Below are 21738 nucleotides of genomic sequence, written 5' to 3'. Positions count from 1 at the left end.
TATGCTATTGAGTGCGACGACGATCGGCTACGCGCAGCAGCAGGCTCCGACGCCGAAACCTGCCGATGTCGAGCAGCACAAGACGACCCCGGGCGGTCAGTACCAGCCGAGCCTGGACGTTCTCGGCAAGGGCGCGACCGAGCAGCCCGGCACCAAGCCGGGCGATCCCAACCTCACCAAGGCCGAGTTCGACAAGGCCAACCAGATCTATTTCGAACGTTGCGCGGGTTGTCACGGCGTGCTGCGCAAGGGCGCGACCGGCAAGCCGCTGACGCCCGATCTCACCAAGAAGCTCGGCTTCGACTATCTGCGTGACTTCATCACCTATGGCTCGCCCGGCGGCATGCCGAACTGGGGCACCTCGGGCCAGCTCGAGGCGGCCGACATCGACCTGATGGCCCGCTACCTCCTGAACGCCCCGGCACAGCCGCCGGAGTTCGGGATGAAAGAGATCAAGGACAGCTGGAAGGTCCTGGTTCCGGTCGCGCAGCGGCCGACCAAGAAGATGAACAAGCTCGACATCGACAATCTGTTCTCGGTGACGCTGCGTGACGCCGGCGAGGTCGCGCTGATCGACGGCAACACCAAGAAGATCGAGCACATCCTGAAGTCCGGCTATGCCGTGCACATCTCACGCATGTCGGCATCGGGGCGCTACCTCTACATCATCGGACGCGATTCCAAGCTCAACCTGATCGATCTCTGGATGGATCCGCCGCAGACCGTCGCCGAGCTGAAGATCGGCACCGAGGCGCGCTCGGTCGAAACCTCGAAGTTCAAGGGCTACGAGGACAAGTATGCGATCGCCGGAGCCTACTGGCCGCCGCAATACGTGCTGATGGACGGCGCGACGCTCGAGCCGTTCAAGGTGGTCTCGACCCGCGGCATGACCGAGGATACGCAGGAGTATCACCCGGAGCCGCGCGTTGCCTCCATCGTGGCCTCGCACTTCAAGCCGGAGTTCGTCGTCAACGTCAAGGAGACCGGCCAGGTCCTGCTCGTCAACTATCAGGATCTGAAGAACCTGAAGGTGACGTCGATCGAAGCCGAGCGCTTCCTGCATGACGGCGGGTTCGACAAGACCGGCCGCTACTTCCTGGTCGCGGCGAATGCCCGCCACAAGGTCGCGATCGTCGATACCAAGGAGGACAAGCTGGTCGGCGTCGTCGAAACCGGCGGCCAGACCCCGCATCCCGGACGCGGTGCCAATCTCGAGCATCCGAAGTTCGGGCCGGTGTGGGCAACCAGCCATCTCGGCAGCGAGCAGATCTCCTTCATCGGCACCGACCCCGAGAAGCACAAGCAGTTCGCCTGGAAGGTTGTGCAGACGGTCGACGGGCAGGGCGGCGGATCGCTCTTCATCAAGACGCATCCGAAGTCGGAGAACCTCTACGTCGACACGCCCTTGAACACGGACGCCGAGATCTCCTCGTCGGTCGCGGTGTTCAAGATCAAGGACCTCGCCAAGGAGAAGCCGACCTACAAGGTGCTGCCGATCGGTCAGTGGTCCGGCATCTCGGAAGGCGCCCGCCGTGTGGTGCAGGGCGAGTTCAACAAGGACGGCACGGAGATCTGGTTCTCCGTGTGGAACAACAAGGCGCAGGACTCGGCGATCGTCGTCGTCGACGACAAGACCTTGACCTTGAAGACGGTCATTCGTGACCGGCGACTGGTCACCCCGACCGGCAAGTTCAACGTCTTCAACACGCGTAACGACGTCTACTGACGAGCATGGGCTGGTGCGGCGCGCGATCGCCGCACCAGCCTGCCTTTTCGCGATGGTCTTCGGCGGAGCGCATCATGGCTGTTGGAAAGGTCTATCTGGTCGGCGCCGGTCCCGGTGATCCCGAGCTGCTCACGCTGAAGGCGGTCCGCGCGCTTCGTGAGGCCGACGTCGTCGTCTATGATCGCCTGGTGCCACCGAGCATCCTGGCGACCATTGCGGACGGGGTGCTCCAGATCAATGTCGGCAAGCAGGCCGCCCATCATCCGGTGCCGCAGGAAGAGATCAACCAGATGCTGGTCCGGCTGGCGCGCGCCGGCCGCACGGTCGTCCGGCTCAAGGGCGGCGACCCCTTCATCTTCGGACGCGGCTCGGAGGAGGCGGCCGAGCTCGAGCTGGCAGGCATTCCCTATGAGGTGGTGCCGGGAATCACGGCGGCACAGGGCTGCGCCGCGGCGGCGCGGATGCCGCTGACGCATCGCGGCCTGGCCTCCGGCGTGCGCTATGTAACCGGCCATCGCAAGGCCAACGAGCCGCTCGATCTCGACTGGAAAAGCCTCGCCGATCCCGACACCACGCTCGTCGTCTATATGGGCCTTGCCAATATCGACGAGATCGTCGGCAATTTGATCGCGCAGGGGTTGCCGGGAACCACGCCGGTCTTTGCTGTGTGTCAAGGTACGACGCCGCAGGAAAGCCGAATATGTGCGTCGCTGGAGGCGCTTCCGGTCGCTCTGAAAGACGCCTCCTTCAGCGGTCCCGTCCTTTTCATCATCGGAAAGGTCGCGGCGATCGCGCTGGAACGGAGCGCGCGGAGCGATGCGGCAATTTGCGAGGCGATTTCAGTTGTGGCCTAGCGTTGCCCTGGCATCGGCCGTTGCGATCGGGCCGGCCGCCGCGGGCGATGCAGATGTCGATGCCGCAAGGAATACTGCAAGGCTTGCCAATCTGGTGCGGCAGGACTGCGGCTCCTGCCACGGGCTGACGCTGAAAGGCGGGCTCGGCAAGCCGCTGACGCCGGACCATCTCAGCGCCTGGAGCCGCGACCAGCTCGTCAGCATCGTGCTCGACGGCGTGCCGGGCACGCCGATGCCGCCCTGGCGTCCGTTGCTGAGCGAAGCCGACGCGCGCTGGATCGTGGAGCATCTGCAGCAGGGAGATCTGCCATGAGGTTCGTGGCGCGGTGGTGTCTGGCCCTGCTGCTGCTGATGCCGGTGCTCTCGCGCGCCGACGCGCTGCGCGGCACCGGCAATCTCGGCCTCGTGGTGGAGCGCGCGACGGGCTCGGTGCTGATCGTCGATGCCACCGAGCGCAAATCGATCGGCCGCGTCGAGGGGCTCGGCGATCTCTCGCATGCCTCCGCGGTGTTCTCGCCGGACCAGCGCTACGCCTATGTCTTCGGCCGCGACGGCGGCCTCACCAAGGTCGACATGCTCACGAGCACGATCACAAGACGCATCGTGCAGGCCGGCAATTCGATCGGCGGCGCCATCTCCGACGACGGCGCGCTGATCGCGGTCTCGAACTACGAACCGGGCGGCGTGAAGATCTTCGATGCCAGGACGCTCGATCCCGTCGCCAACATTCCGGCAACGGGTGAGGGCGGCAAGTCCTCGAAGACGGTCGGACTGGTCGACCTGCCCGGACGGCGTTTCGCCTGGGCGCTGTATGACGCCGGCGAGATCTGGATCGCCGATCTCACCCATGTCGAGACCCCCGCCATCACCCGCCTGACCGATGTCGGCAAGCTGCCCTATGACGGCAACGTCACGCCCGACGGCCGCCATTATCTTGCGGGCCTGTTCGGCGAGGACGGCGTCGTTCATGTCGACACCTGGCGCGCGCCGCTGAAGGCCGAGCGCATCCTGAGCGGCTATGGCCGCGGCCAGGAGGCGCTGCCGGTCTACAAGATGCCGCATCTGGAAGGGTGGGGCGCCGCGGGCGACAAGCTGCTGCTTCCCGCCGTCGGCCATCACGAATTGATCGCGGTCGATCTTCGCAGCTTTGCCGAGGTCGGACGCACCGCCACCCACGGCCAGCCGGTCTTCGCCGTGGCGCGGCCCGACGGGCGCCACGTCTGGGTGAACTTCGCGCACCCCTTCAACGACACGATCGAGATCGTCGACACCGAGACGCTGAAGGTGATCCATCGCCTGACGCCCGGCCCGGCGGTCCTCCACATGGAGTTCACCCCGCGCGGCAACGAGGTCTGGGTCTCCGTGCGCGATGCCGATCGCATCGACGTCTACGACGCCGCCTCCTTTGCCAAGAAGACGGAGATCCCGGCGCAGAAGCCGTCCGGAATCTTCTTCACCGCCCGCGCGACAAGGATCGGACAATGACGCCAAGCTCCGTCGAACTCGCTCTCATCGATCGCTGGCAGCACGATTTTCCGCTTGTCGAGAAGCCGTTCGAGATCGTCGGCCGCTCCGCCGCGCTCGACGAGCAGGCGACGATCGGCGTGTTTCGTCGCATGCGGGAGTACGACCTGATCTCCCGGGTCGGTGCCGTGGTCCGCCCCAACACCGTGGGCGCGAGCACGCTAGCCGCGCTGCAAGTCCCGCCCGATCGACTTGAGCGGGTCGCCGGGATCGTCAGCCGCGAGCCGCTGGTTACGCATAATTACGAGCGCGAGCACGGTCTGAATCTGTGGTTCGTGATCGCCGGCGGAGACGCCCAGGCGATCGGCGGCACCATCGACAGGATCGAGGCGCAAACGGGGCTGCCCGTCGTGGATTTGCCGATGGTGCAGGCCTATCATCTCGGCCTCGGCTTTTCGTTGCGCGAGCCACGCGCGCAGAAGCGCCGCGCGCCGGCCGCGGGGAACTATCGTCCCGATCCGCGCGACCGGCGCATTCTCGCGGCGATCGAGAATGGGCTGCCGCTGGTCGAGCATCCCTATCTTGCGGTCGCCGATCAGCTCGCACTCGGCCAGGACGAGGTCATCGCACGGCTGGAGCATCTGGTCGCAGCCGGCGTGGTGACGCGTTTCGGCTGCGTGGTGCGCCACGACAAGCTCGGTTTCCGGTCGAACGCGATGGCGGTCTGGAACATCCCGGACGGGATGATCGACGATGTCGCCGCGATCTTCGCCCGTCATCCCAGCGTGACGCTGTGCTACCAGCGTCCGCCCCGGCCGCCGGTGTGGCCCTACAACCTGTTCTGCATGGTGCATGCGCGCGCGCGCGAGGAGGCCCATGCCGCGATCGACGAGCTGAACCTGCTCGCCGAGACCGGCCTGATGCAGCAGGCCGTGCTGTTCTCGAAGCGCTGCTTCAAGCAACGCGGCGCCGTCTTCTCTGGGCGCAAGGAGGCGAATTGATGCGCTCGCTCGACCCGACCGAAAAGGCCATCATCAACGGCCTGCAGGGCGGCTTTCCCCTGACGCAGCGGCCTTACCGCGATGCCGGCGCGAAGCTGGGCCTCAGCGAGGGCGAGATGATCGAGGAGATCGGCCATCTGATCGCGGGCGGGCAGCTCAGCCGGTTCGGCCCGCTCTGGAATGCCGAAGCCCTCGGCGGGGCCGTCTGTCTCGCCGCGATCGCCGTCCCGCGCGAGCGGTTCGACGAGGTCGCCGAGCTCGTCAACGCCCATCCCGAGATCGCGCATAATTACGAGCGCGATCACGCGCTCAACATGTGGTTCGTCGTGTCGACCGATGCCCCTGAGCGCATTGACCAGGTGATTGCGGAGATCGAGCGCGAGACGGGCCTTCGTGTGCGCGCAATGCCCAAGACGCGCGAGTTCTTCGTCGGTTTCCGCGTGGAGGTCTAGTCATGCTCGATGCCATCGATCGCAAGCTGATCGCCGCTACGCAGGCAGGACTTCCGCTGGTCGCCGAGCCTTACCGCGCGCTCGCCGGCAGGCTCGGCCTCGACGAGGCCGAAATCGTCAGTCGCCTCGGGCGGCTGCTCGAGGACGGTGCGATCCGCCGCATCGGCGCGATCCCCAATCACTATGCGCTCGGCACCACCGCGAACGGCATGTCGGTGTGGGACATCGCCGACGAGCTCGTTGCCGACATCGGCGCCAGGGTCGGTGCGCTCGATTTCGTCACGCATTGCTACGAACGGCCGCGGCATCTGCCGCTCTGGCCCTACAATCTCTTTGCCATGGTCCATGGTCGCAGCCGCGACGAGGTGCGGGCGAAGGTTGCCGAGATTGCCGTGCTGGTCGGTCCCGCGGCGCGGGCCCACGAGGTTCTGTTCTCGACCCGGATCTTGAAGAAGACCGGCCTTCGCATCGCCGCCTGACGGGAGACGGTCATGTTTCGCCTGAGCCAATATTTGCGCGAGCTGGACGAGCCGGCCCCGACCGGGCCGGTTCGGCAGCCGCCGGGACCCGTGGTGATCTGGAACCTGATCCGCCGCTGCAACCTCACCTGCAAGCATTGCTATTCGATCTCCGGCGATGTCGACTTTCCCGGCGAACTCTCCACCGCGCAGGTGTTCGGCGTGATGGACGACCTCAAGGCGTTTCGCGTGCCGGTGCTGATCCTGTCGGGCGGCGAGCCCCTGATGCGGCGCGACATCTTCGAGATCTCGGCGCGCGCCAAGGCGATGCGATTCTATGTCGGCCTGTCGTCCAACGGCACTCTGGTCGATGCCGCCATGGCCGACCGCATCCGCGACATCGGCTACGACTATGTCGGCATCTCGCTCGACGGCATCGGCGAGACCCATGACCGTTTCCGCCGCAAGCAGGGCGCCTATGAGGAGGCGCTGAACGGCTTGCGGTTGCTGCGCGACCGCGGCATCAAGGTCGGCGTGCGCTTCACCATGACCGAGGACAACGCGGCGGAGCTGCCGCGCCTGCTCGATCTGGTCGAGCAGGAGAACTTTCCGAAATTCTACCTCTCGCATCTCGTCTATGCCGGCCGCGGCAACAAGAACCGCGGCGACGATGCCATGTGGCAGACGACGCGCGATCGCATGGACATGGTGATCGCGCGGGCCTGGCGCTGGGCGCAGTCGGGCAGCGAGATGGAGATCGTGACCGGCAACAACGATGCCGACGCGGTCTATCTGCTGCATTGGGCCGAGCGAACCGTACCCCATCATGCCGCGAGCCTGCGCGCAAAACTGGTGCGCTGGGGCGGCAATTCCTCCGGCGTCAACGTCGCCAATATCGACAATCTCGGCAACGTGCACCCCGATACGATGTGGTGGCACCATACGCTGGGGAACGTGAAGACGCGTCCCTTCTCCGAGATCTGGCCCGACACCTCCGATCCGATCATGGCGGGGCTGAAGCAGAAGCCGCGTCACGTCTCCGGCCGCTGCGGTGCCTGCGCCTATTTCGACATCTGCAACGGCAACACCCGCGTGCGCGCGCAACGGATCACCGGCGATCCCTGGGCGGAAGATCCCGGCTGCTATCTCGGTGATGCCGAGATCGGCCTTGCGGAACCAAGCGAGCGGGTCAAGACCAGCATCTATCGCGGAACACGACATGAAGCGCCGCTCTCCGTTTGACCGCATTCTCGTCGCACTCGCGCTGCTCGCGCTGGCGAGCCCCGCGCGCGCCGAGCCGGATGCGCCGAAACTGTTCGCGGACAATTGCGCCGAATGCCACGGCGCGGACCGGCTCGGCCGTCTCGGTCCCGCGCTACTGCCGGAAAATCTCGGCCGCATGATGGGCGCGCGCGCCGCCGCGGTGATCGCAGACGGACGGACCGCGACGCAGATGCCGGGCTTTTCCAACAAGCTCGGCAAGGACGAGATCGCCGCGCTCGCGGCCTATGTCTCATCGCCGTTGCCCGCGGTGCCGGCCTGGGACGCGGCCGAGATCGACGCCAGCCGCGTCGTGCATGCCATCGCGCCGCCGCTGGAGCGTCCGCGTTTCGAGGCCGACCCGATGAACCTGTTCGTCGTGGTCGAGGCCGGCGATCATCACGCGACGATCCTGGACGGCGACCGCATCGAACCATTGGCGCGCTTCCAGACGCGGTTCGCGCTGCATGGCGGCCCGAAATTCACGCCGGACGGCCGCTACGTCTTCTTCATGTCGCGCGACGGCTGGGTCAGCAAGTACGATCTCTGGACGCTGACCATGCTGACGGAGGTGCGCGCCGGGATCAATGCGCGCAACATCGCGATCTCGCGGGACGGCAAGCACATCGCGGTCGCCAACTATCTGCCGCACACGCTGGTGATGCTCTCGGCGGACGATTTGTCGGTCGAGAAGATCTTCGACGTGAAGGATCGCCTGGGGACGTCCTCGCGGGTCTCGGCGGTGTATCAGGCGCCATCGCGCAACAGCTTCATCGCGGCGCTGAAGGACGTTCCGGAGATCTGGGAGATCGCGACCGATCCGAACGCGGGGCCAGTTTATGCCGGCTTCGTGCACAGCCACGAGAAGGGCATGATCGAGGCACTGCCGTCCTCGCAAGGGCTGTTCGCGCTGCGCCGGATCGAGACCCCGGAGCCGCTCGATGACTTCTTCTTCGATCCGCCCTATCGCAACCTGATCGGCTCGGCGCGGGAGGGCAGGGCGATCGTGGTCAATTTGACGGTCGGGCGCGACATCAAGCAGCTCGATCTGCCGGGGCTGCCTCATCTCGGCTCGGGCATCTCCTGGACGTGGAACGGCCGGCTGGTGATGGCGACGCCGCTGCTGAAGGCGGGCAAGATCAGTGTGCTGGACATGCAGGACTGGTCGCAGATCAAGGTGATCGAGACGCCAGGACCCGGCTTCTTCATGCGCAGCCACGAAAACACGCCCTATGCCTGGACCGACAGCATGATGGGCAGCGGCAAGGACACGCTGTCGATCATCGACAAGCGCACGCTGGAAGTGGTCCGCCGCGTCACGCCGGAACCCGGCAAGACGGCGGCGCATGTCGAATTTGACAGATATGGGCGCTATGCCCTGGTGTCGATCTGGGAAGACCAGGGCGCGCTGGTGGTCTATGATGCCGCAACCTTTGCCGAAGTGAAGCGTCTTCCGATGTCGCGCCCTTCGGGTAAATACAACGTCTGGAACAAGATCACCTTTTCCGATGGCACCAGTCATTGAGAAGCCGGGCTCTGTCCCGTCGATCGCATTGCTGTTGGCGGCCCATGGCGAGCGGCGGCCCGATGCCGGCAACCGGGGCGCGTTCCAGCTCGCCCGTGCACTGGCTTCTCGCAGTCTGGTGGCCGAGGTCGCCATCGGCTTCATCTCGGGTACGCCCGGCATCCGGGAAGCTCTGGAGACGCTGACCGCCAGCCGGATCCTGGTCTACCCGCTGTTTGCCTCCAGCGGCTATTTCACCCGCGACCGTCTGGTTCAGCTTCTCGACGAAGCCAAGGGCGATGACCGCAGGATCGACATGCTGCCGCCGCTGGGGCTCGATCCGGGCCTGCCTGATCTCCTGTGCGATCAGGCCGTGGCTTGCGCGCGCGGCCATGGTTTTGCGCCGGAGGACTGCACATTCGTGCTGCTGGCGCACGGCTCGAAGCGCAATCCCGCCTCGCGCCAGGCCACCGAGCAGGTCGCGCGCGAGATCGAGACGCGCGCGGTCTGCCGAAAAGTCGTGGTCGCCTTCCTGGAGGAGCCACCGTCGCTCGAAGAGGCCGCGGCATCGATCAGCGGGCCCGCGATTGTCCTCGGGCTGTTCTCCGGCGAAGGCCTGCACGGCGCCAAGGATGCGCCGAAGCTGGTGGCACGGCTCGGCCGCCGCGACGTGGTGTTCGCAGGCATCATGGGCAGCGGTCCCGGCATCGAGGACCTTGTCGCGCGGGCGGTGGTGGCTGCCTTGCAAGATGCGGGAGCGGCGAGGGCCGCGGAGCCGTCGACGCTGGCGCCGGCGCCGGGCGGCTGGGCCGTTTCAGTCGATTGATGGCATGGCGTTGCAGGGAAGGGACAAGAGATGACCGACTACCTCGATGTCGATGTCCGTCCGATCCTGCGCGCCGGCGGCGAGCCCTTCTCGACCATCATGGCGGCCGTCGAAAGCGTAAGGCCGGGCCAGGGCATCCGGCTGTACGCGCCGTTCAAGCCGGTGCCCTTGTTCGACGTGATGGCCGGCAAGGGCTTTGCCCATTCCGCGACGGAGATCGGTGGCGGCGATTGGCAGGTGCTGTTCACGCCGACCGGCGCGCCCGCCGAGGTCCTGGCAACGAAAGTACAGCCCAGTGCCAAATGGCCGGACTCGAAGCTGCGGCTCGACACCAGGGAGCTCGATCCGCCGGAGCCGATGACCAGGATCCTCGCCGCGGCCGAGACGCTTGCGGCCGGAGAAACGCTGACGGCGTTTCTCAGCCGCGAGCCGCTGTTCCTGTTTCCGCAGCTGGAAAAGAGGGGCTACAACTGGCTCGGCGGCTTTCTGCCCGACGGCGTCACCTACGAGCTCACGGTGCGCGCGCCCGAGCTTACGGTGCGCGCGCCGTCTCACTGACGGCGAACCCGTCAGGTCGAGGCCCCGAATAGTCTGCGCACGGCCGGCAGCCACTCGCCGGTCATCGTGAACTCGAGTCCGAGCCGTGCGCCGCAGGCGATGGCCAACATCGTGATGGGCGCGGAGATCGCGAGCGTCGAAAACGCACTCAGGCCCTGGCCGATGGTGCAGCCCATCGACATGATGCCGCCGATGCCCATCAGCAGCGCGCCGATCATGTGACGCTTCAGCTCGCGCGCGTCGTCGCAGGCCTCCCAGCGGAAGCCGCGCGCGAGCATCGCGGCGGCAAACGAGCCTGCGACGACGCCAGCGACCGAACCGATGCCGAAATTGAGCCGCGCGCCGGAGAAGGTGGCGATGTAGAGAATGGCGTCACCTAGCGGCGCCACGAAGGTGAGCGAGGAGACCCGCGCGGGATCGAACTCATCGTCGGCGAGCCATCCGGTCGCGAACCAGCCGAACGCGATTGCGGCGCCGACGGCAAGGCCGGAGGCCAGCAGCCGCGGCGACCGCACCAGCCTGCCATCGGCAAGGGCCCAGAAGGCGAGCGCGGCGGAAATGGCCACGACGAGGATCGCGCGCATCGTGCCGCCGGCGCCGAGCAGCGACGTCAATGTCTGGGTGCTTCCCTCGGGAAGCCGCACCGATAACGGCTCGATCAGCATCAGCCGCAGCATGCCGGTGATGCCGCGCATGGTGGCGAGCGCCGACAGGCCGAGCACGAGAAAAACCACGATGGCACGCAGGTCGCCACCGCCGACGCGTACCAATGTGCCGAAGCCGCAAGTGCCGACCAGGGCCATGCCGACGCCGAACATCAACCCGCCAAGGATCGCGCCGCCAAGGCCGATCGACGCCGTGAGGTAGATCGATCGCGACAGATCGACGATGCCGAGCGCGGCAAGCGCCTGGGTCGCGAGCAACGCGACCGCAGCGGCCAGCGCAAAGGATTTCAGCCGGCGATAGTCCGATCCGAAGAATGCGTCCTCGAGCATCGCCAGCGTGCAGAAGCGCCCGGCTCGGCCGGCAACGCCGAGCACGGCGCCGGCGGCGAGCCCGCACGCAAAGGCTATGATCGAAGGGCTCAGCATTCCTCCCGCTTCTTTTCTTGGTTAGCCCGCGGGTAGTCTGCGCCGGTGGGGCGCGAAAAGCCAGCGCGGAAGAAATTAAAGCGCGATGAGATCAGGTTGAATCGTCATCGCGCTTTAGCTTGTTGTTTGCGCATGATCTCTTCGGAAAACCGCTGCGCAGTTTTCCGGATCATGCTCTACCGCCGGCGCCGGCGCACCGGCTCGCAGAATACGTCGTAAACGGCGGTGAGAATCTTGCGGACGTCTTCGCTCGCGAGACTGTAGTAGATGGTCTTGCCGTCGCGCCGGGTCGTCACCAGCCGATCGAGCCGGAGCCGCGCAAGCTGCTGCGAGACGGTCGATTGCCGCTCGCCCAGGAACTGCTCGAGCTCGGTCACGGATTTCTCGCCCTCGGCGAGGATGCAGAGCAGCAGCAATCGGGACTCGTGCGAGAGCGCCTTGAGCATGTCGCTGGCCTCGCGCGCCTTCTCGATCATTTGCTCGAGTTCGGCGGAGCCCTCGATCTCCTTCAGCTTCGGCAACGGCATCGCGTCAAGTTCCTCTCAGCAAAATCGGCAAGACCAGTCACGACTTCTCCGGTTCCGATCCCGTGCTTGACAGGATTCGGTCCAACAGGCCGAAGAAGAAGGCATCTCCCGGATAGCCGCGAATGCGTCCGATCTCGCGGCCCTCTTGTACCACGACGAAGGTCGGCGTGAAGGGACCCGGATCGATTCCGGCGAGATCGGCGGGAAGGGGGCCGCTCAGGTTGACCCGGCGCAGCGGTGCGGTCCGGCTTTCCCCGGTCTTGCCGTAGATTGGCCCGATCTCGGCGTCGAAGCGTGCGCACCAGGCGCAGCCGGGCCGCTCGAACATGACGAGCTCGGCGGCGCGCGATGCGGTCGTGGGCAGCGCGAGCCCGACGGCGAGGGCAAGCAAAACGACGATTCTGTTCATGCTGCGTAACCGGGCCTTTTCGGGTTTGCCTGGCGGGCTTGCTTTCCAGACGTTCTCGGCGCTTTATATCATTAAATTCGTATATGTGCTAGGGATGGGGCGGAAATGACCTTGGACGTCACGCTGGGCGCGGCCTTTGTCGCAGGCCTGTTGTCGTTTCTGTCGCCCTGCATCCTGCCCCTGGTCCCACCTTTCCTGTGCTACATGGCCGGCGTCTCGGTCACGGATCTGTCCGGCGACAGGCCGGACCTGCGGCCGCGTATCCTGATCTCGGCGCTTTCGTTCGTGGCGGGTTTTTCGCTGGTCTTCGTTGCGCTGGGCTCGACCGCCTCGATCGCGGGACGCTTCGTCTCCACGCATCTGTCGACGCTCGGCATCGTCGCGGGCGGGCTGATCATCGTCATGGGCCTGCACTTTCTCGGGCTGCTCAGGATCCCGCTGCTCTATCGCAGCGCCACCGTGCAGGTCGACAACCGCCCGGCCGGCGTGGCGGGGGCCTTTGTCATGGGGCTGGCCTTTGCATTCGGCTGGACGCCCTGCGCGGGCCCGATCCTCGCAGCCGTGCTCTTGATGGCGGGTTCGGAGGACACGACCGGGCGAGGGGCGCTGCTGCTGCTCGCCTATTCGGTCGGGACCGGCATTCCCTTCCTGATCGCGGCGGCCTTCACCGGCCGCTTCATCGCCGCGCTCGGCCGCCTGCGCCGGCATCTCGGCCTGATCGAGAAGACGATGGGCGTCTTCCTGGTCGCGACCGGTCTGATGTTCCTGACCGGCTTGATGCCCGCGGTCTCGGAATGGCTGCTCGAGCAATTCCCTGTTTTGACCAGCATCGGCTGAGCCTAGAGCATTTTCGGTTCTGATTGAATCAGAACCGAAGCTCTAGATTCTTGTTTTGACGCGTTTTCTTCACGCGAACCGGTGTCCACTTCGCTCGAAAACGCTCTAGCCGCAGGCGTAGTCCACCAACTTGGTCCCGCAGCCTCGGAAGCGTGGTGGATTACGCTTCGCCAATCCACCCTGCGAGACCAGTGTCCGCAATGACAGCCGTCCCAAATAAAAACGCCGCCCGGAATTGGGCGGCGTTTCATTCCATGACGTGCAGAGGTAGTTCGACGATGAGACTACTTCAAACGGACGAAAATCTCAAGACCGGTAGCCGGGCAGCTCGCGGTCGAGCTTGCGCAGCAGGGGCGGCCAGACGAGGTTGGTGGCGCGCAGCTCGGCGCGGTCGCGGTTGGCGAGCAGCTCGGTGTTCTTGTCGATCGCAGTCTCCTCCACCGGATAGACCGGCGTGCCGAGCGCGCGCGTGCGCACCTGCATCGAGCAGGCGCGCTCCAGATGATACATGCGCTCGAAGGCGGAGGCGACCGAGCGGCCGACCGTCAGCGTGCCGTGATTGCGCAGCAGCATGTGGTTGTGGTCGCCGAGATCCTTCTGCAGCCGCGGCCGCTCGTCGTGGTCGAGCGCGATACCTTCATAATCGTGATAGGCGAGGTCGTGGGTGACGAGCTGGGCGGTCTGGTTCAGCGGCAACAGGCCCTCGGCTGAGCTCGACACCGCGGTGCCGTCGAGCGTGTGGAGATGCAGCACGCAGATCGCGTCCTCGCGCACCTCGTGGATCGCCGAATGGATGGTGAAGCCGGCCGGGTTGATGCTGTACTCGCTCTCGGAAAGCTGGTTGCCGTGCAGGTCGACCTTGACGAGGCTGGAGGCGGTGATCTCGTCGAACATCAGCCCGTAGGGGTTGATGAGGAAGTGATGCTCGGGGCCGGGCACGCGCGCGGAGATGTGGGTGTCGACCAGATCGTCCCAGCCATACAGCGCGACCAGGCGATAGCAGGCGGCGAGATTGACCCGTTGCTGCCACTCCGCCTCCGTCATATCAGACGGCACTTCCTTCAGGCGCGCTTCCGCTGGCGACATGGCTGGTCTCTCCGAACATCGTTGTTGCGGGGACGGAGCCTAGTACCGCTCTCTGCCAGCAGCAAGGCGCGTCAGAAGCGCGGCAGTCAAGCGTAGCCCGCATGATGCGGGGCCGCTCTGAGAGAGAGCCCGGATGTCGCTTGCGCCCATCCGGGCTACACGGTTTCGGAGAAAATTATTACGGCGCCGGGATCGACAGCAGGCTGGAAATGCTCCGGCCGCGGATGTCGTAGACGCGGGCGAACACCACGTCGTCGCGCTTGATCTCGACCATGACGGGCGCGGTGAGGCCCTTGCAGTAGAACTCGCCCAGCGTCATCGCGAAATCGGCCGCGTTGGAATCCCAGCCGATGGTGAAGTCGGGCCCGAGCGCGACCTGCGCGGGGCGCTGCGGGCCGCACACGGCGACCTTCCATTTACGGCCGGCCGGCGGCACTTCCTGGCGCTCGACCAACTGCTCGCGCAGTTCGTCGGAGGCCTGCTTCAGCGCAAGGCCCCAATAGTCCAGCATGAAGCGGTCGTCGGCGCCGCGCACGGTGCCGGCGATGTGGTTGAAATGCGTGTACTGATAGGGATGCAGCCGGATCATCTCGGCGAGCGACAGCGCAAGGCCGAAGCAGAAGGTCGCGAGCACGACCGGCTGCCAGGTGCGGTGGTTGGCGCGCAGGCGCTCCATGACCCAGGCGAAAGCGACGCCGCCGAGCACCGCCATCGGCGGGATCACGAAGACGAAATGGCGGATGCCGTTGTACAGCGCCGGCCGCTTCACCATCGCGATCGCCAGCGGCAGGGTCGCAGCCAGCGTCAGCATCAGCATGATGGTCTTGCGGCGCGCGGGAACCTCGCTCCGCGGCAGCATGGCGAAGGTGCTGAACACGGCGCCGCCCATCAGAATCAGCAGCACCTCGGGGAGCTGGAGCGCGAACAGCGTCGGCAGATAGGACCAGGGCATGTCGGGCACGGACACGATGGCGCCGTCGAACATCTCCTTCCACGGCTTCTCGAAGAAATGCGAGAAGTAGGTCAGCGCCTCGAAGGGATTGCCGGGCTCCATGATCGACCAGGGCCAGATCAGGCCCATCACGAGGTAGCCGAAGGCGAGGCCGGGCAGCAGCACATAGACGACATGAGCGAAGCGGCGGACCGATTCGCGCAGACCCTCGGTGCGCAGCTCCTCCAGGAACAGGGGGATGAAGCCGAGCATGGCGTAGACCAGCGCGAGCCCGCCGAGAACGCGGCAGCCGAGCGAAAGGCCGGCGCCCAGGCCGACGATCAGGATCGTGCGCGGCGACGGCTGCGGATATTCCTCGGCGAGCCTGACAAGGCCGAGCATCAGGATGATCATAGCGACCGCGAAGGGCGCATCCTTCGGGTTCATGAACATGTGGCCGTAGAAGATCGGGCACAGCGCGAGCAGCAGGAGTGCGGCAAGACCGGCCAGCGGCCCGCCGATGCGGCGGGCGAGGCGCCAGGTCACCGCAAGTCCGATCACGCCGACGATGGCGCCGACCAGACGTCGCGTCTCGAATAATTCGAGCGGAATGATCTTGTGCAGGAGGGCCGCGACCATGTCGAAGCCGCCGCCGTACATGTAGAGATTGGCGAAGGAGAGCGCCGCGGTGTCCTTGAAGCCGGAACCGAACATGCGCAGCAGCAGATCGGCATATTCGGCGTGGGTGTAGTCGTCCCAGCCGAGGCCGTAGTCGCGGAAGGTCAAGCCTGCAATGACGGCGACCGCAGCCAGCACCAGCATGGCGAGATCGTCGCAAGTCCGTTCGATCGAGCGCCGCTGAGGCGTGTCGATCGCCGAAGTCGTGATGGATGTCATGGCTATCGGTGCCCCGGAATCCCCTCTTGGGCCTGCTGGTGCGTGCCGGCCTGGTCCCCGGACTCCCTATAGCGCAGTTCCATTACCAAGTAATTGGGCATTATGGCTAAATTCCTGATGCGACGCAGCAATTCCGGATTTCGAGCACGGACCAGCAGTAGCGGGCCGTAGCTGAAGGGAATGTGAATAAGTCCCTGATTTCCTTCCCTTTAGGAACGCTACCTGCAATTGGCCGTTGGCGTGGAACACCGTATGACGGTATCGTGGCGTGACGGGTCGCGTGTGGATGTGCGGCCGGGGGTGAGTTCGATGACCTTGGCACTGTTGATCGCAGGGATTTTCGCCGTCGTGGCGGGCCTCCTTTCGATCCTGTTTGGCTTCTCCGTCAGGGAGTTCAGCCTCGGCAGCCCCCTCATAGTCTCCGGCACCATCGGCGTCTGCTCCGGGATGTTACTGATCGGCCTCCATGTCGTGGTCCAGGAGCTGAAAGCCATTGCGCGCCGGCTGGCCGGCGCGCCGTCCGAAGTGCGGGTCAGGCCTGTGTTGCCGGGGCTTGCTGGATCAGGCGCTGCCGCGCCTGATCCGATGTCTGCCGCAGCGGCAAGGACCGAGACCAGGATGGAGCCGGCGCCGCCGCCACCACCGGCCGCAGGCCCGCCGCCGTGGCAGGGTGAAGCTGCCGCGCGCGAGCGTCCGCGTGTCGAGGTGCCGCCGGAGCCGGAGGCTCCGCCGCCGGTAGCTCCTGAAGCGCCGCGCCGGCGCAATCTGATGTTCGCTTCGACCTCGCGCAAGGAGCGCGAGCGCGCGGAGGCGAAGGCCACCGAGACGCCGTCGCCGCAACCGGAGCCGAGTGAAGCGCCGGACATTCCGCCTGCAAGCTTTGACGATGCTTGGCCGAAGCCGGATCGCAGCCGTCCGCCGGAGCCACCGGCCGGCGCGCGCCGGCCGATGCCGCCGCCGCGCTCGCCGTCGACCTTTGCGGAGGCTGCCCCGCCGCCTGCTCCCGAACCGCCGTCGCCGCCGCCGGCACCGGCCGAGCAGCCGCCCGTGACCGTGCTCAAATCAGGAGTCGTCGACGGCATGGCCTATTCGCTCTATTCGGACGGTTCGATCGAAGCGCAGATGCCGGAGGGCATGATGCGCTTTGCCTCGATCGACGAGCTGCGCACTCATCTCGATCAGCGGGGCTGATCTTCGCGCGCGAGCAAAGCGCGGCCGCTGTGTTGCTTGGTCAACTATCGTATTGCTGGCCGTCTTATTTCAGCCGAACGTATTGTTGACACGGAATAGTCGAGCGTCGTCTTTCCCGAGAGGCGCAAAGTGCGAGGGGCGGGCCCATGTCGGATGCGGGGGCTAAGAATTTCATCGAGCTGACGGCGGGCATCGTGTCGGCCTATCTCAGCAACAATCCGACGCCGGCCGCGGAGATTCCGAACCTGATCAGCCAGGTGCACGGCGCTCTGGTGCGGGTGTCGTCAGGCCGCACCGAGACGGCCCCGCTCGAACCGGCGAAGCCGGCGGTGTCGCTGAAGAAGTCGATCGCGCCCGATTATCTGGTCTGCCTCGAAGACGGCAAGCGCTTCAAGTCGCTGAAGCGCCATCTGCGCACGCAGTACAACATGACGCCGGAGCAGTACCGCGAGAAATGGGGCCTGCCGGCCGACTATCCCATGGTCGCGCCGAACTATGCGGTGGCGCGCTCGCAACTGGCCAAGCAGATGGGCCTCGGACAGCAGCAGCGGAAGAAGGGGAAATAGAGCCGCGCGCTGGATCTCGTAGGGTGGGCAATGGCGCGAAGCGCCGTGCCCACGAATCCTCACCAATCACACGCAAATCGTGGGCACGCTTCGCTCTGCCCATCCTACGGAAGTTTGCTGCGTGGTTCGGGACGTACTCCTCGTCACGCGGATCTACGATGCTTCCGCCAGCGCCTCTTTCGCGTCGGTCTTGATGCGCTCGACCATCGAGCGCAGGCCGTTGGAGCGCTGCGGTGTCAGGTGATCGCGAAAGCCGAACTCGTTGAACACGGCGATCGCGTCGGTATCGAGAATCTCCTGCGGCGTGCGGCCCGAATAGAGCGAGAGAACGATGGCCACCAGCCCGCGCACGATATGTGCGTCGCTGTCGCCGCGATATCTCAGAATCGGTGCGCCCTTGCTGCGGTCGACCAGCTTCTGCAGCCAGACCTGGCTGACGCAGCCGTTCACCTTGTTCTCGGCGGAGTGCTCGGCCTCGGGCATCGGTTCCAGGGTACGACCGAGCTCGATGACGTACCGGTAACGGTCGTCCCACTCGTCCAGAAGCTCGAAATTGTCTCTGATTTCGTCGATCGTCGCCATGCTGACCCAAGGTTCCCGCTTCACGCCAATATAGGGATGGAGGAAGCCGAAATCGATAGGGTTTGGGCGCTAATTCGCCGGCTGCGGGCCGCGCCATTCCAGCGCGAGGTCATCCTGGCTCAGCGTGTCGCGCGGCGCTTCGCTCGAAATGGCGTCGCCTTCGCCGACCATCGCGATCGAGCCGGTATGGTCGGGCGCCTTCTTGTCGGGCTTGTCGTTCTTGTCGTTGCTGATCTGCTCTTTCTTGTCGTTGATGATCTGGTAGATCTTGCGCGCGCCGTCCTGGGCGCGCTGGCCGATGATGGTCGCGGCCTGCCCGCCGACCTCGCAGGCTGCCGGCTGGCGCTTGCAGAACTGGGTCATGTCGGAGACGGCCGCAGTCGCAGCCTGCACCGCGTCGGCGGCGCCGATCTGCGGCAGCTTCTCCGATTCGGGTGTCTTGTCCCTGGGCAGGAGCACCAGCACCAGCCCGAGCCAGAATGTGATGCGGAGCAGAAAGCGCATCTTGTCGACCTGTACGTTCGATCCCTTCCGCGGCGATCTCCGCGGAAGTCGGACCTAGCAACTCTCGATAAATCGCAAGTGATTGCCTTGAGCTTAATTCGCGGAAAATTTACGCAAAATTCTTCGCGATCGACGCTGTCGTAAATTTTCGATTGACGCCCGCGCCCGTATTCCTGCTGGCTCGCCTGCATCCACCAATTCGAAACCATGCCGGTGAGCGTGAAACCCTGTGTTCACCATCCTCGCCGAAGACGTCGTCAAATCGTCTAAAAAGCCCCGCGATGTCCCGGCGTCCGGCCGCGTGCCGTGCCGCCTTAGCACTCGTTTAAGGTCGCTCTGACACGGTGGCTCAACGACAAGGAGGCGTTCCGGCGCGTCTTCTCAGACGATTGAGCCGAAGCGCGAGACCCGTGACAGTTTTGAGTATCATCCGCGATTGTCTCGATGCACTGCTGCATCCCTCCGCGCGTTACGATGCGCTGATGCGAGCGCGGCATCGTGCCTTCATGGCGCCGCGGCTGCTGGGCAGCCTGGCCGCCTTCGCCGCATTCCCGGTCTATCTCGTCCTGCGTGGCGCGCCGAGCGCGGTCGAGGTTGCCGCTTTCGCCTGGCTGATCGCCCCGATCCTGCTGTCCTGGTTCCTGTCGCGCACCGGCCACTATGAAGGCGCGCATGTGCTGTCGTCGCTGGCGCTGGCCGGCCTGATCATGGCGGTCGCGGGCTCTACGGGTGGCATCGACTCATTCGCCGCGGTCTGGCTGGTCGTGGTTCCCCTCGAAGCCGCGCTGTCGGCCTCGCGCCGCGTCGCCGCCTTCGCGTCCTTGCTCGCGTTGTCCTGCGCGGGACTGCTGATTCTCGGCAGCCAGCTCGGCTGGCTGCCCTCCGCAGACACGACCGCCGCAGAACGCGGCGTGCTGATGGCATTCGGCGTCGCCTCGGCAACGCTCTATGCCGCGGGACTCGCCTTCGGCGCGGAATCGCTGGCGCGCACCAGCGTCGCGCTGCTGTCGCGCGAGGAGGAGCGTTACCGCCTGCTGGCCCGCAACATGAGCGACGTCGTCTCGCGGCATCAGCGCAACGGTGCGATCCAGTTCATCTCGCCGGCGGCGGAGGCCATGCTCGGCATATCAGTGGCGCAATTGCTCGGTCATGGCCTGTTCGACCGCGTCCATGTCGCCGATCGTCCGGCCTATCTCACCGCGCTGTCCGATGCCGCGCGCGGCGACGTGCGTAGCGTCGAGTTCCGGCTGCGGCGTGAGCCTGATGGTTCCGAGCGAGGTCAGATCGATTTTCTCTGGGTCGAGATGCGCTGCCGCCCGCTCGATCCGGAGATGGGCCGCGACGTCCCGCGCGAGCCCGAAGTCGTCGCCGTGATACGCGACGTCACCGACCACAAGCTGTCCGAGCAGGCGCTGGAGCAGGCGCGCAGCGCCGCCGAGGCCGCCGATGCCGCCAAGACGCGCTTCCTCGCCACCATGAGCCACGAGCTGCGGACGCCGCTCAATGCCATCATCGGCTTCTCCGAGATGATCGCGCAGGAGCAGACCTTGATGCTGGGTGCGGCCCAGCGCAAGGAATATGCGGAGCTCATCAACGCATCCGGCCAGCATCTGCTGTCGGTCGTCAACGGCATCCTGGACATGTCGAAGATGGAGTCGGGCAATTTCGAGATCGCATCCGAGCCGTTCGCGCCGCGCGCCTCGCTCTTGCATTGCTGCAATCTGCTGGCGCTGAAGGCGCGGGAGAACGGCATCGACCTCATCACCGACGCGCCGCAGGACCTGCCTGTCATGACCGGCGATCCCAGGGCCTTCAAGCAGATCGTGCTCAATCTCGTCGCCAACGCCATCAAGTTCACCGAGCGCGGCGGCCAGGTTTCCGTTTCCGCTGCGGTGACCGGATCGCAGCTGATGCTGCGCATCAGCGACACCGGCGTCGGCATCGCGCCCGACGATCTCAAGCGCATCGGCGCGCCGTTCTTCCAGGCGGGCAAGACCTATCAGCGTCGTCACGAAGGCACCGGCCTCGGACTCTCGATCGTGAAGAGCCTCGTGGCGTTGCATCTCGGCGAATTGACGGTACAAAGCAAGCTGGGTGAGGGCACCGCCGTCACGGTCAGGCTGCCGCTCGTCTACACGCCGCCGCAAGTCAAGCCGGCCGATGAGAAGGCGAGCGAGAGCAAGATCGCGACCCTGACGCCGGTGTTGCGCCAGGAGTCTCAAGACCAAACTCAGGACCAACCCGCTTTGGTGAAGAAAAGTGCCTAGGAAGTCTAACAAGGACGAAGCCGCTCCGCGCCGTCGTGGCGCCAAGGCCGCGGTTGTCGACGTCGAGACCGAGCGCAACCTCGTGATGCGTGTGCTGCTGCACAGCCCCAAGGACACGCTGGCCGGCCTCGTCGCCGTCGCCGCGATCGGTGCGATCGTTGCCAATGCGCTGTTCCTGCAGACCGGCCGGCATCCCGCGCCGATGTTCGGCACGGTGATCAATATTCCCGCGCCGTCGTCCGTGTCGCTGCCCAATCCCCTGCCGCGTCCGCGCCCCGTCGGCGCCGACACCTCGCCGCTGGAGCCGCGCGCGACCGAGTTCCGCGCCGAGCCCAAACCTGCTGAAAGAGCGGCCGAAAAGCCCGTGGAGAAACCGGTCGAGGCGACCGCATCGACGCGCGCGAACGATCCCATGACCAATCTGGTGAAGGCGACCACCTCGACGCCGCCCTCCGCCATGCGTCCGCCGGCTCCGATTCCCGTGCCGCAGAGCCCCGCCGCACGGCGTATCGCGGGCGTGCAGCGCGCGCTGTCCGAATATGGCTACGGCAATTTGAAGATCACGGGCACGATGAGTGGCGAAACCCAGTCCGCGATCCAGAAGTTCGAGCGTGAGCACAAGATGCAGGTCACCGGCCAGCTGTCCGACCGCCTGCTGCGCGAGCTTGGCGCCGCCATCGGCCATCCCGTCGAATAGCCGCGCCGTCCGCTGTCATTGAGGCGGATCAATCTTCAGGCTCTCGCGCA

23 protein-coding genes are annotated in these 21738 nt (G+C 65.6%); 16 read left to right on the top strand and 7 right to left on the bottom strand.

Annotation, left to right across the window (positions count from 1 at the left end; genetic code table 11):
* Window positions 1-7: 7 nt before the first annotated feature.
* From TSA1_RS19165 to TSA1_RS19115, 11 genes are all read left to right on the top strand, one after another.
* Window positions 8-1726: a nitrite reductase gene (locus TSA1_RS19165; RefSeq protein ID WP_283811654.1), complete on the top strand. Its 1719-nt coding sequence runs from the start codon at window positions 8-10 to the stop codon at window positions 1724-1726.
* A gap of 74 nt (window positions 1727-1800) precedes the next feature.
* On the top strand, window positions 1801-2580 hold the full coding sequence (gene cobA / locus TSA1_RS19160; protein WP_100177716.1) for a uroporphyrinogen-III C-methyltransferase: 780 nt from the start codon (window positions 1801-1803) through the stop codon (window positions 2578-2580).
* Entirely contained in the window at window positions 2570-2893 is a 324-nt protein-coding gene (locus TSA1_RS19155; RefSeq protein ID WP_245448349.1) for a c-type cytochrome, read from the top strand. The genes cobA and TSA1_RS19155 overlap by 11 nt, the downstream gene beginning before the upstream one ends.
* Window positions 2890-4065, top strand: coding sequence for a cytochrome D1 domain-containing protein (locus TSA1_RS19150; protein ID WP_100177714.1), 1176 nt, complete (start codon window positions 2890-2892; stop codon window positions 4063-4065). The genes TSA1_RS19155 and TSA1_RS19150 overlap by 4 nt, the downstream gene beginning before the upstream one ends.
* Complete coding sequence (ahbB, locus tag TSA1_RS19145; protein WP_100177713.1) at window positions 4062-5045, top strand: siroheme decarboxylase subunit beta; 984 nt, start codon at window positions 4062-4064, stop codon at window positions 5043-5045. Before TSA1_RS19150 ends, ahbB (TSA1_RS19145) begins: the two co-directional genes overlap by 4 nt.
* Entirely contained in the window at window positions 5045-5497 is a 453-nt protein-coding gene (locus TSA1_RS19140; RefSeq protein ID WP_100177712.1) for an Lrp/AsnC family transcriptional regulator, read from the top strand. Before ahbB (TSA1_RS19145) ends, TSA1_RS19140 begins: the two co-directional genes overlap by 1 nt.
* A 2-nt stretch (window positions 5498-5499) precedes the next feature.
* A complete protein-coding gene (gene ahbB, locus TSA1_RS19135; RefSeq protein WP_100177711.1) occupies window positions 5500-5976 on the top strand; it encodes a siroheme decarboxylase subunit beta in 477 nt (158 codons plus the stop codon).
* A 12-nt stretch (window positions 5977-5988) separates the two neighbouring features.
* Window positions 5989-7197 carry a heme d1 biosynthesis radical SAM protein NirJ gene (gene nirJ, locus TSA1_RS19130; RefSeq protein WP_100177710.1) on the top strand — a complete coding sequence of 403 codons (1209 nt, stop codon included), beginning with the start codon at window positions 5989-5991 and terminating at the stop codon, window positions 7195-7197.
* Entirely contained in the window at window positions 7175-8740 is a 1566-nt protein-coding gene (locus tag TSA1_RS19125) for a cytochrome D1 domain-containing protein (RefSeq protein WP_100177709.1), read from the top strand. Before nirJ ends, TSA1_RS19125 begins: the two co-directional genes overlap by 23 nt.
* On the top strand, window positions 8724-9545 hold the full coding sequence (locus tag TSA1_RS19120) for a CbiX/SirB N-terminal domain-containing protein (RefSeq protein WP_100177708.1): 822 nt from the start codon (window positions 8724-8726) through the stop codon (window positions 9543-9545). Before TSA1_RS19125 ends, TSA1_RS19120 begins: the two co-directional genes overlap by 17 nt.
* Window positions 9546-9575: 30 nt before the next feature.
* Window positions 9576-10103, top strand: a complete 528-nt coding sequence (locus tag TSA1_RS19115) for a DUF2249 domain-containing protein (RefSeq protein WP_100177707.1) — start codon at window positions 9576-9578, stop codon at window positions 10101-10103.
* A gap of 11 nt (window positions 10104-10114) precedes the next feature.
* Here TSA1_RS19115 and TSA1_RS19110 read toward each other — a convergent pair whose 3' ends face one another.
* The 3 genes from TSA1_RS19110 to TSA1_RS19100 all read right to left on the bottom strand — a co-directional run bounded on the left by TSA1_RS19110 (window position 10115) and on the right by TSA1_RS19100 (window position 12130).
* Window positions 10115-11194 carry a YeeE/YedE family protein gene (locus TSA1_RS19110; RefSeq protein WP_100177706.1) on the bottom strand — a complete coding sequence of 360 codons (1080 nt, stop codon included), beginning with the start codon at window positions 11192-11194 and terminating at the stop codon, window positions 10115-10117.
* Between the two features lie 176 nt (window positions 11195-11370).
* Window positions 11371-11721, bottom strand: coding sequence for an ArsR/SmtB family transcription factor (locus TSA1_RS19105; protein WP_028137430.1), 351 nt, complete (start codon window positions 11719-11721; stop codon window positions 11371-11373).
* A gap of 37 nt (window positions 11722-11758) precedes the next feature.
* Window positions 11759-12130, bottom strand: coding sequence for a thioredoxin domain-containing protein (locus tag TSA1_RS19100; protein ID WP_100177705.1), 372 nt, complete (start codon window positions 12128-12130; stop codon window positions 11759-11761).
* A 105-nt stretch (window positions 12131-12235) separates the two neighbouring features.
* Here TSA1_RS19100 and TSA1_RS19095 point away from each other — a divergent pair, with 105 nt between their 5' ends.
* Window positions 12236-12967: a cytochrome c biogenesis CcdA family protein gene (locus TSA1_RS19095; RefSeq protein ID WP_100177704.1), complete on the top strand. Its 732-nt coding sequence runs from the start codon at window positions 12236-12238 to the stop codon at window positions 12965-12967.
* A 306-nt stretch (window positions 12968-13273) separates the two neighbouring features.
* On the opposite strand, the gene TSA1_RS19085 is transcribed toward TSA1_RS19095, so the two are convergent.
* Both TSA1_RS19085 and TSA1_RS19080 read right to left on the bottom strand, forming a co-directional pair.
* On the bottom strand, window positions 13274-14053 hold the full coding sequence (locus tag TSA1_RS19085) for a class II aldolase/adducin family protein (RefSeq protein WP_100177703.1): 780 nt from the start codon (window positions 14051-14053) through the stop codon (window positions 13274-13276).
* A gap of 178 nt (window positions 14054-14231) precedes the next feature.
* Window positions 14232-15881 (bottom strand): glycosyltransferase family 39 protein, encoded by a 1650-nt coding sequence (locus tag TSA1_RS19080; RefSeq protein WP_100177702.1) that lies wholly within the window; start codon window positions 15879-15881, stop codon window positions 14232-14234.
* Between the two features lie 309 nt (window positions 15882-16190).
* Between TSA1_RS19080 and TSA1_RS19075 the strand changes: the two genes are divergently transcribed.
* Window positions 16191-17072, top strand: a complete 882-nt coding sequence (locus TSA1_RS19075; RefSeq protein ID WP_174718974.1) for a DUF308 domain-containing protein — start codon at window positions 16191-16193, stop codon at window positions 17070-17072.
* Window positions 17073-17218: 146 nt separating this feature from the next.
* Window positions 17219-17638: a Ros/MucR family transcriptional regulator gene (locus tag TSA1_RS19070; protein ID WP_097662924.1), complete on the top strand. Its 420-nt coding sequence runs from the start codon at window positions 17219-17221 to the stop codon at window positions 17636-17638.
* 153 nt (window positions 17639-17791) lie between these two features.
* Here TSA1_RS19070 and TSA1_RS19065 read toward each other — a convergent pair whose 3' ends face one another.
* Together TSA1_RS19065 and TSA1_RS19060 are read right to left on the bottom strand one after the other, a co-directional pair.
* A complete protein-coding gene (locus TSA1_RS19065; protein ID WP_100177700.1) occupies window positions 17792-18220 on the bottom strand; it encodes a SufE family protein in 429 nt (142 codons plus the stop codon).
* Window positions 18221-18289: 69 nt separating this feature from the next.
* Entirely contained in the window at window positions 18290-18724 is a 435-nt protein-coding gene (locus TSA1_RS19060; RefSeq protein WP_100177699.1) for a DUF5330 domain-containing protein, read from the bottom strand.
* 410 nt (window positions 18725-19134) lie between these two features.
* On the opposite strand from TSA1_RS19060, the gene TSA1_RS19055 reads away from it, so the two are divergent.
* The gene (locus tag TSA1_RS19055) at window positions 19135-20991 is read left to right on the top strand and encodes a sensor histidine kinase (protein WP_174718973.1); all 1857 of its coding nucleotides are present in this window, start codon (window positions 19135-19137) and stop codon (window positions 20989-20991) included.
* On the top strand, window positions 20984-21688 hold the full coding sequence (locus TSA1_RS19050) for a peptidoglycan-binding domain-containing protein (protein ID WP_100177697.1): 705 nt from the start codon (window positions 20984-20986) through the stop codon (window positions 21686-21688). The genes TSA1_RS19055 and TSA1_RS19050 overlap by 8 nt, the downstream gene beginning before the upstream one ends.
* Window positions 21689-21738 lie beyond the last annotated feature (50 nt).

It is taken from the genome of Bradyrhizobium nitroreducens (assembly GCF_002776695.1).
Taxonomy (GTDB): Bacteria; Pseudomonadota; Alphaproteobacteria; order Rhizobiales; family Xanthobacteraceae; genus Bradyrhizobium; species Bradyrhizobium nitroreducens.
Note: the sequence above shows the minus strand (reverse complement) of the source record. Positions and strands in the feature narration are given on the sequence as shown.

Bases quoted from the DNA above. Each gene is read 5' to 3' on its own strand.
- cobA (WP_100177716.1), top strand. From the start codon at position 1,801: ATGGCTGTTGGAAAGGTCTATCTGGTCGGCGCCGGTCCCGGTGATCCC.
- TSA1_RS19150 (WP_100177714.1), top strand. From the start codon at position 2,890: ATGAGGTTCGTGGCGCGGTGGTGTCTGGCCCTGCTGCTGCTGATGCCG.
- ahbB (WP_100177713.1), top strand. From the start codon at position 4,062: ATGACGCCAAGCTCCGTCGAACTCGCTCTCATCGATCGCTGGCAGCAC.
- TSA1_RS19140 (WP_100177712.1), top strand. From the start codon at position 5,045: ATGCGCTCGCTCGACCCGACCGAAAAGGCCATCATCAACGGCCTGCAG.
- ahbB (WP_100177711.1), top strand. From the start codon at position 5,500: ATGCTCGATGCCATCGATCGCAAGCTGATCGCCGCTACGCAGGCAGGA.
- nirJ (WP_100177710.1), top strand. From the start codon at position 5,989: ATGTTTCGCCTGAGCCAATATTTGCGCGAGCTGGACGAGCCGGCCCCG.
- TSA1_RS19125 (WP_100177709.1), top strand. From the start codon at position 7,175: ATGAAGCGCCGCTCTCCGTTTGACCGCATTCTCGTCGCACTCGCGCTG.
- TSA1_RS19120 (WP_100177708.1), top strand. From the start codon at position 8,724: ATGGCACCAGTCATTGAGAAGCCGGGCTCTGTCCCGTCGATCGCATTG.
- TSA1_RS19115 (WP_100177707.1), top strand. From the start codon at position 9,576: ATGACCGACTACCTCGATGTCGATGTCCGTCCGATCCTGCGCGCCGGC.
- TSA1_RS19110 (WP_100177706.1), bottom strand. From the start codon at position 11,194: ATGCTGAGCCCTTCGATCATAGCCTTTGCGTGCGGGCTCGCCGCCGGC.
- TSA1_RS19105 (WP_028137430.1), bottom strand. From the start codon at position 11,721: ATGCCGTTGCCGAAGCTGAAGGAGATCGAGGGCTCCGCCGAACTCGAG.
- TSA1_RS19100 (WP_100177705.1), bottom strand. From the start codon at position 12,130: ATGAACAGAATCGTCGTTTTGCTTGCCCTCGCCGTCGGGCTCGCGCTG.
- TSA1_RS19095 (WP_100177704.1), top strand. From the start codon at position 12,236: ATGACCTTGGACGTCACGCTGGGCGCGGCCTTTGTCGCAGGCCTGTTG.
- TSA1_RS19085 (WP_100177703.1), bottom strand. From the start codon at position 14,053: ATGTCGCCAGCGGAAGCGCGCCTGAAGGAAGTGCCGTCTGATATGACG.
- TSA1_RS19080 (WP_100177702.1), bottom strand. From the start codon at position 15,881: ATGACATCCATCACGACTTCGGCGATCGACACGCCTCAGCGGCGCTCG.
- TSA1_RS19075 (WP_174718974.1), top strand. From the start codon at position 16,191: ATGACCTTGGCACTGTTGATCGCAGGGATTTTCGCCGTCGTGGCGGGC.
- TSA1_RS19070 (WP_097662924.1), top strand. From the start codon at position 17,219: ATGTCGGATGCGGGGGCTAAGAATTTCATCGAGCTGACGGCGGGCATC.
- TSA1_RS19065 (WP_100177700.1), bottom strand. From the start codon at position 18,220: ATGGCGACGATCGACGAAATCAGAGACAATTTCGAGCTTCTGGACGAG.
- TSA1_RS19060 (WP_100177699.1), bottom strand. From the start codon at position 18,724: ATGCGCTTTCTGCTCCGCATCACATTCTGGCTCGGGCTGGTGCTGGTG.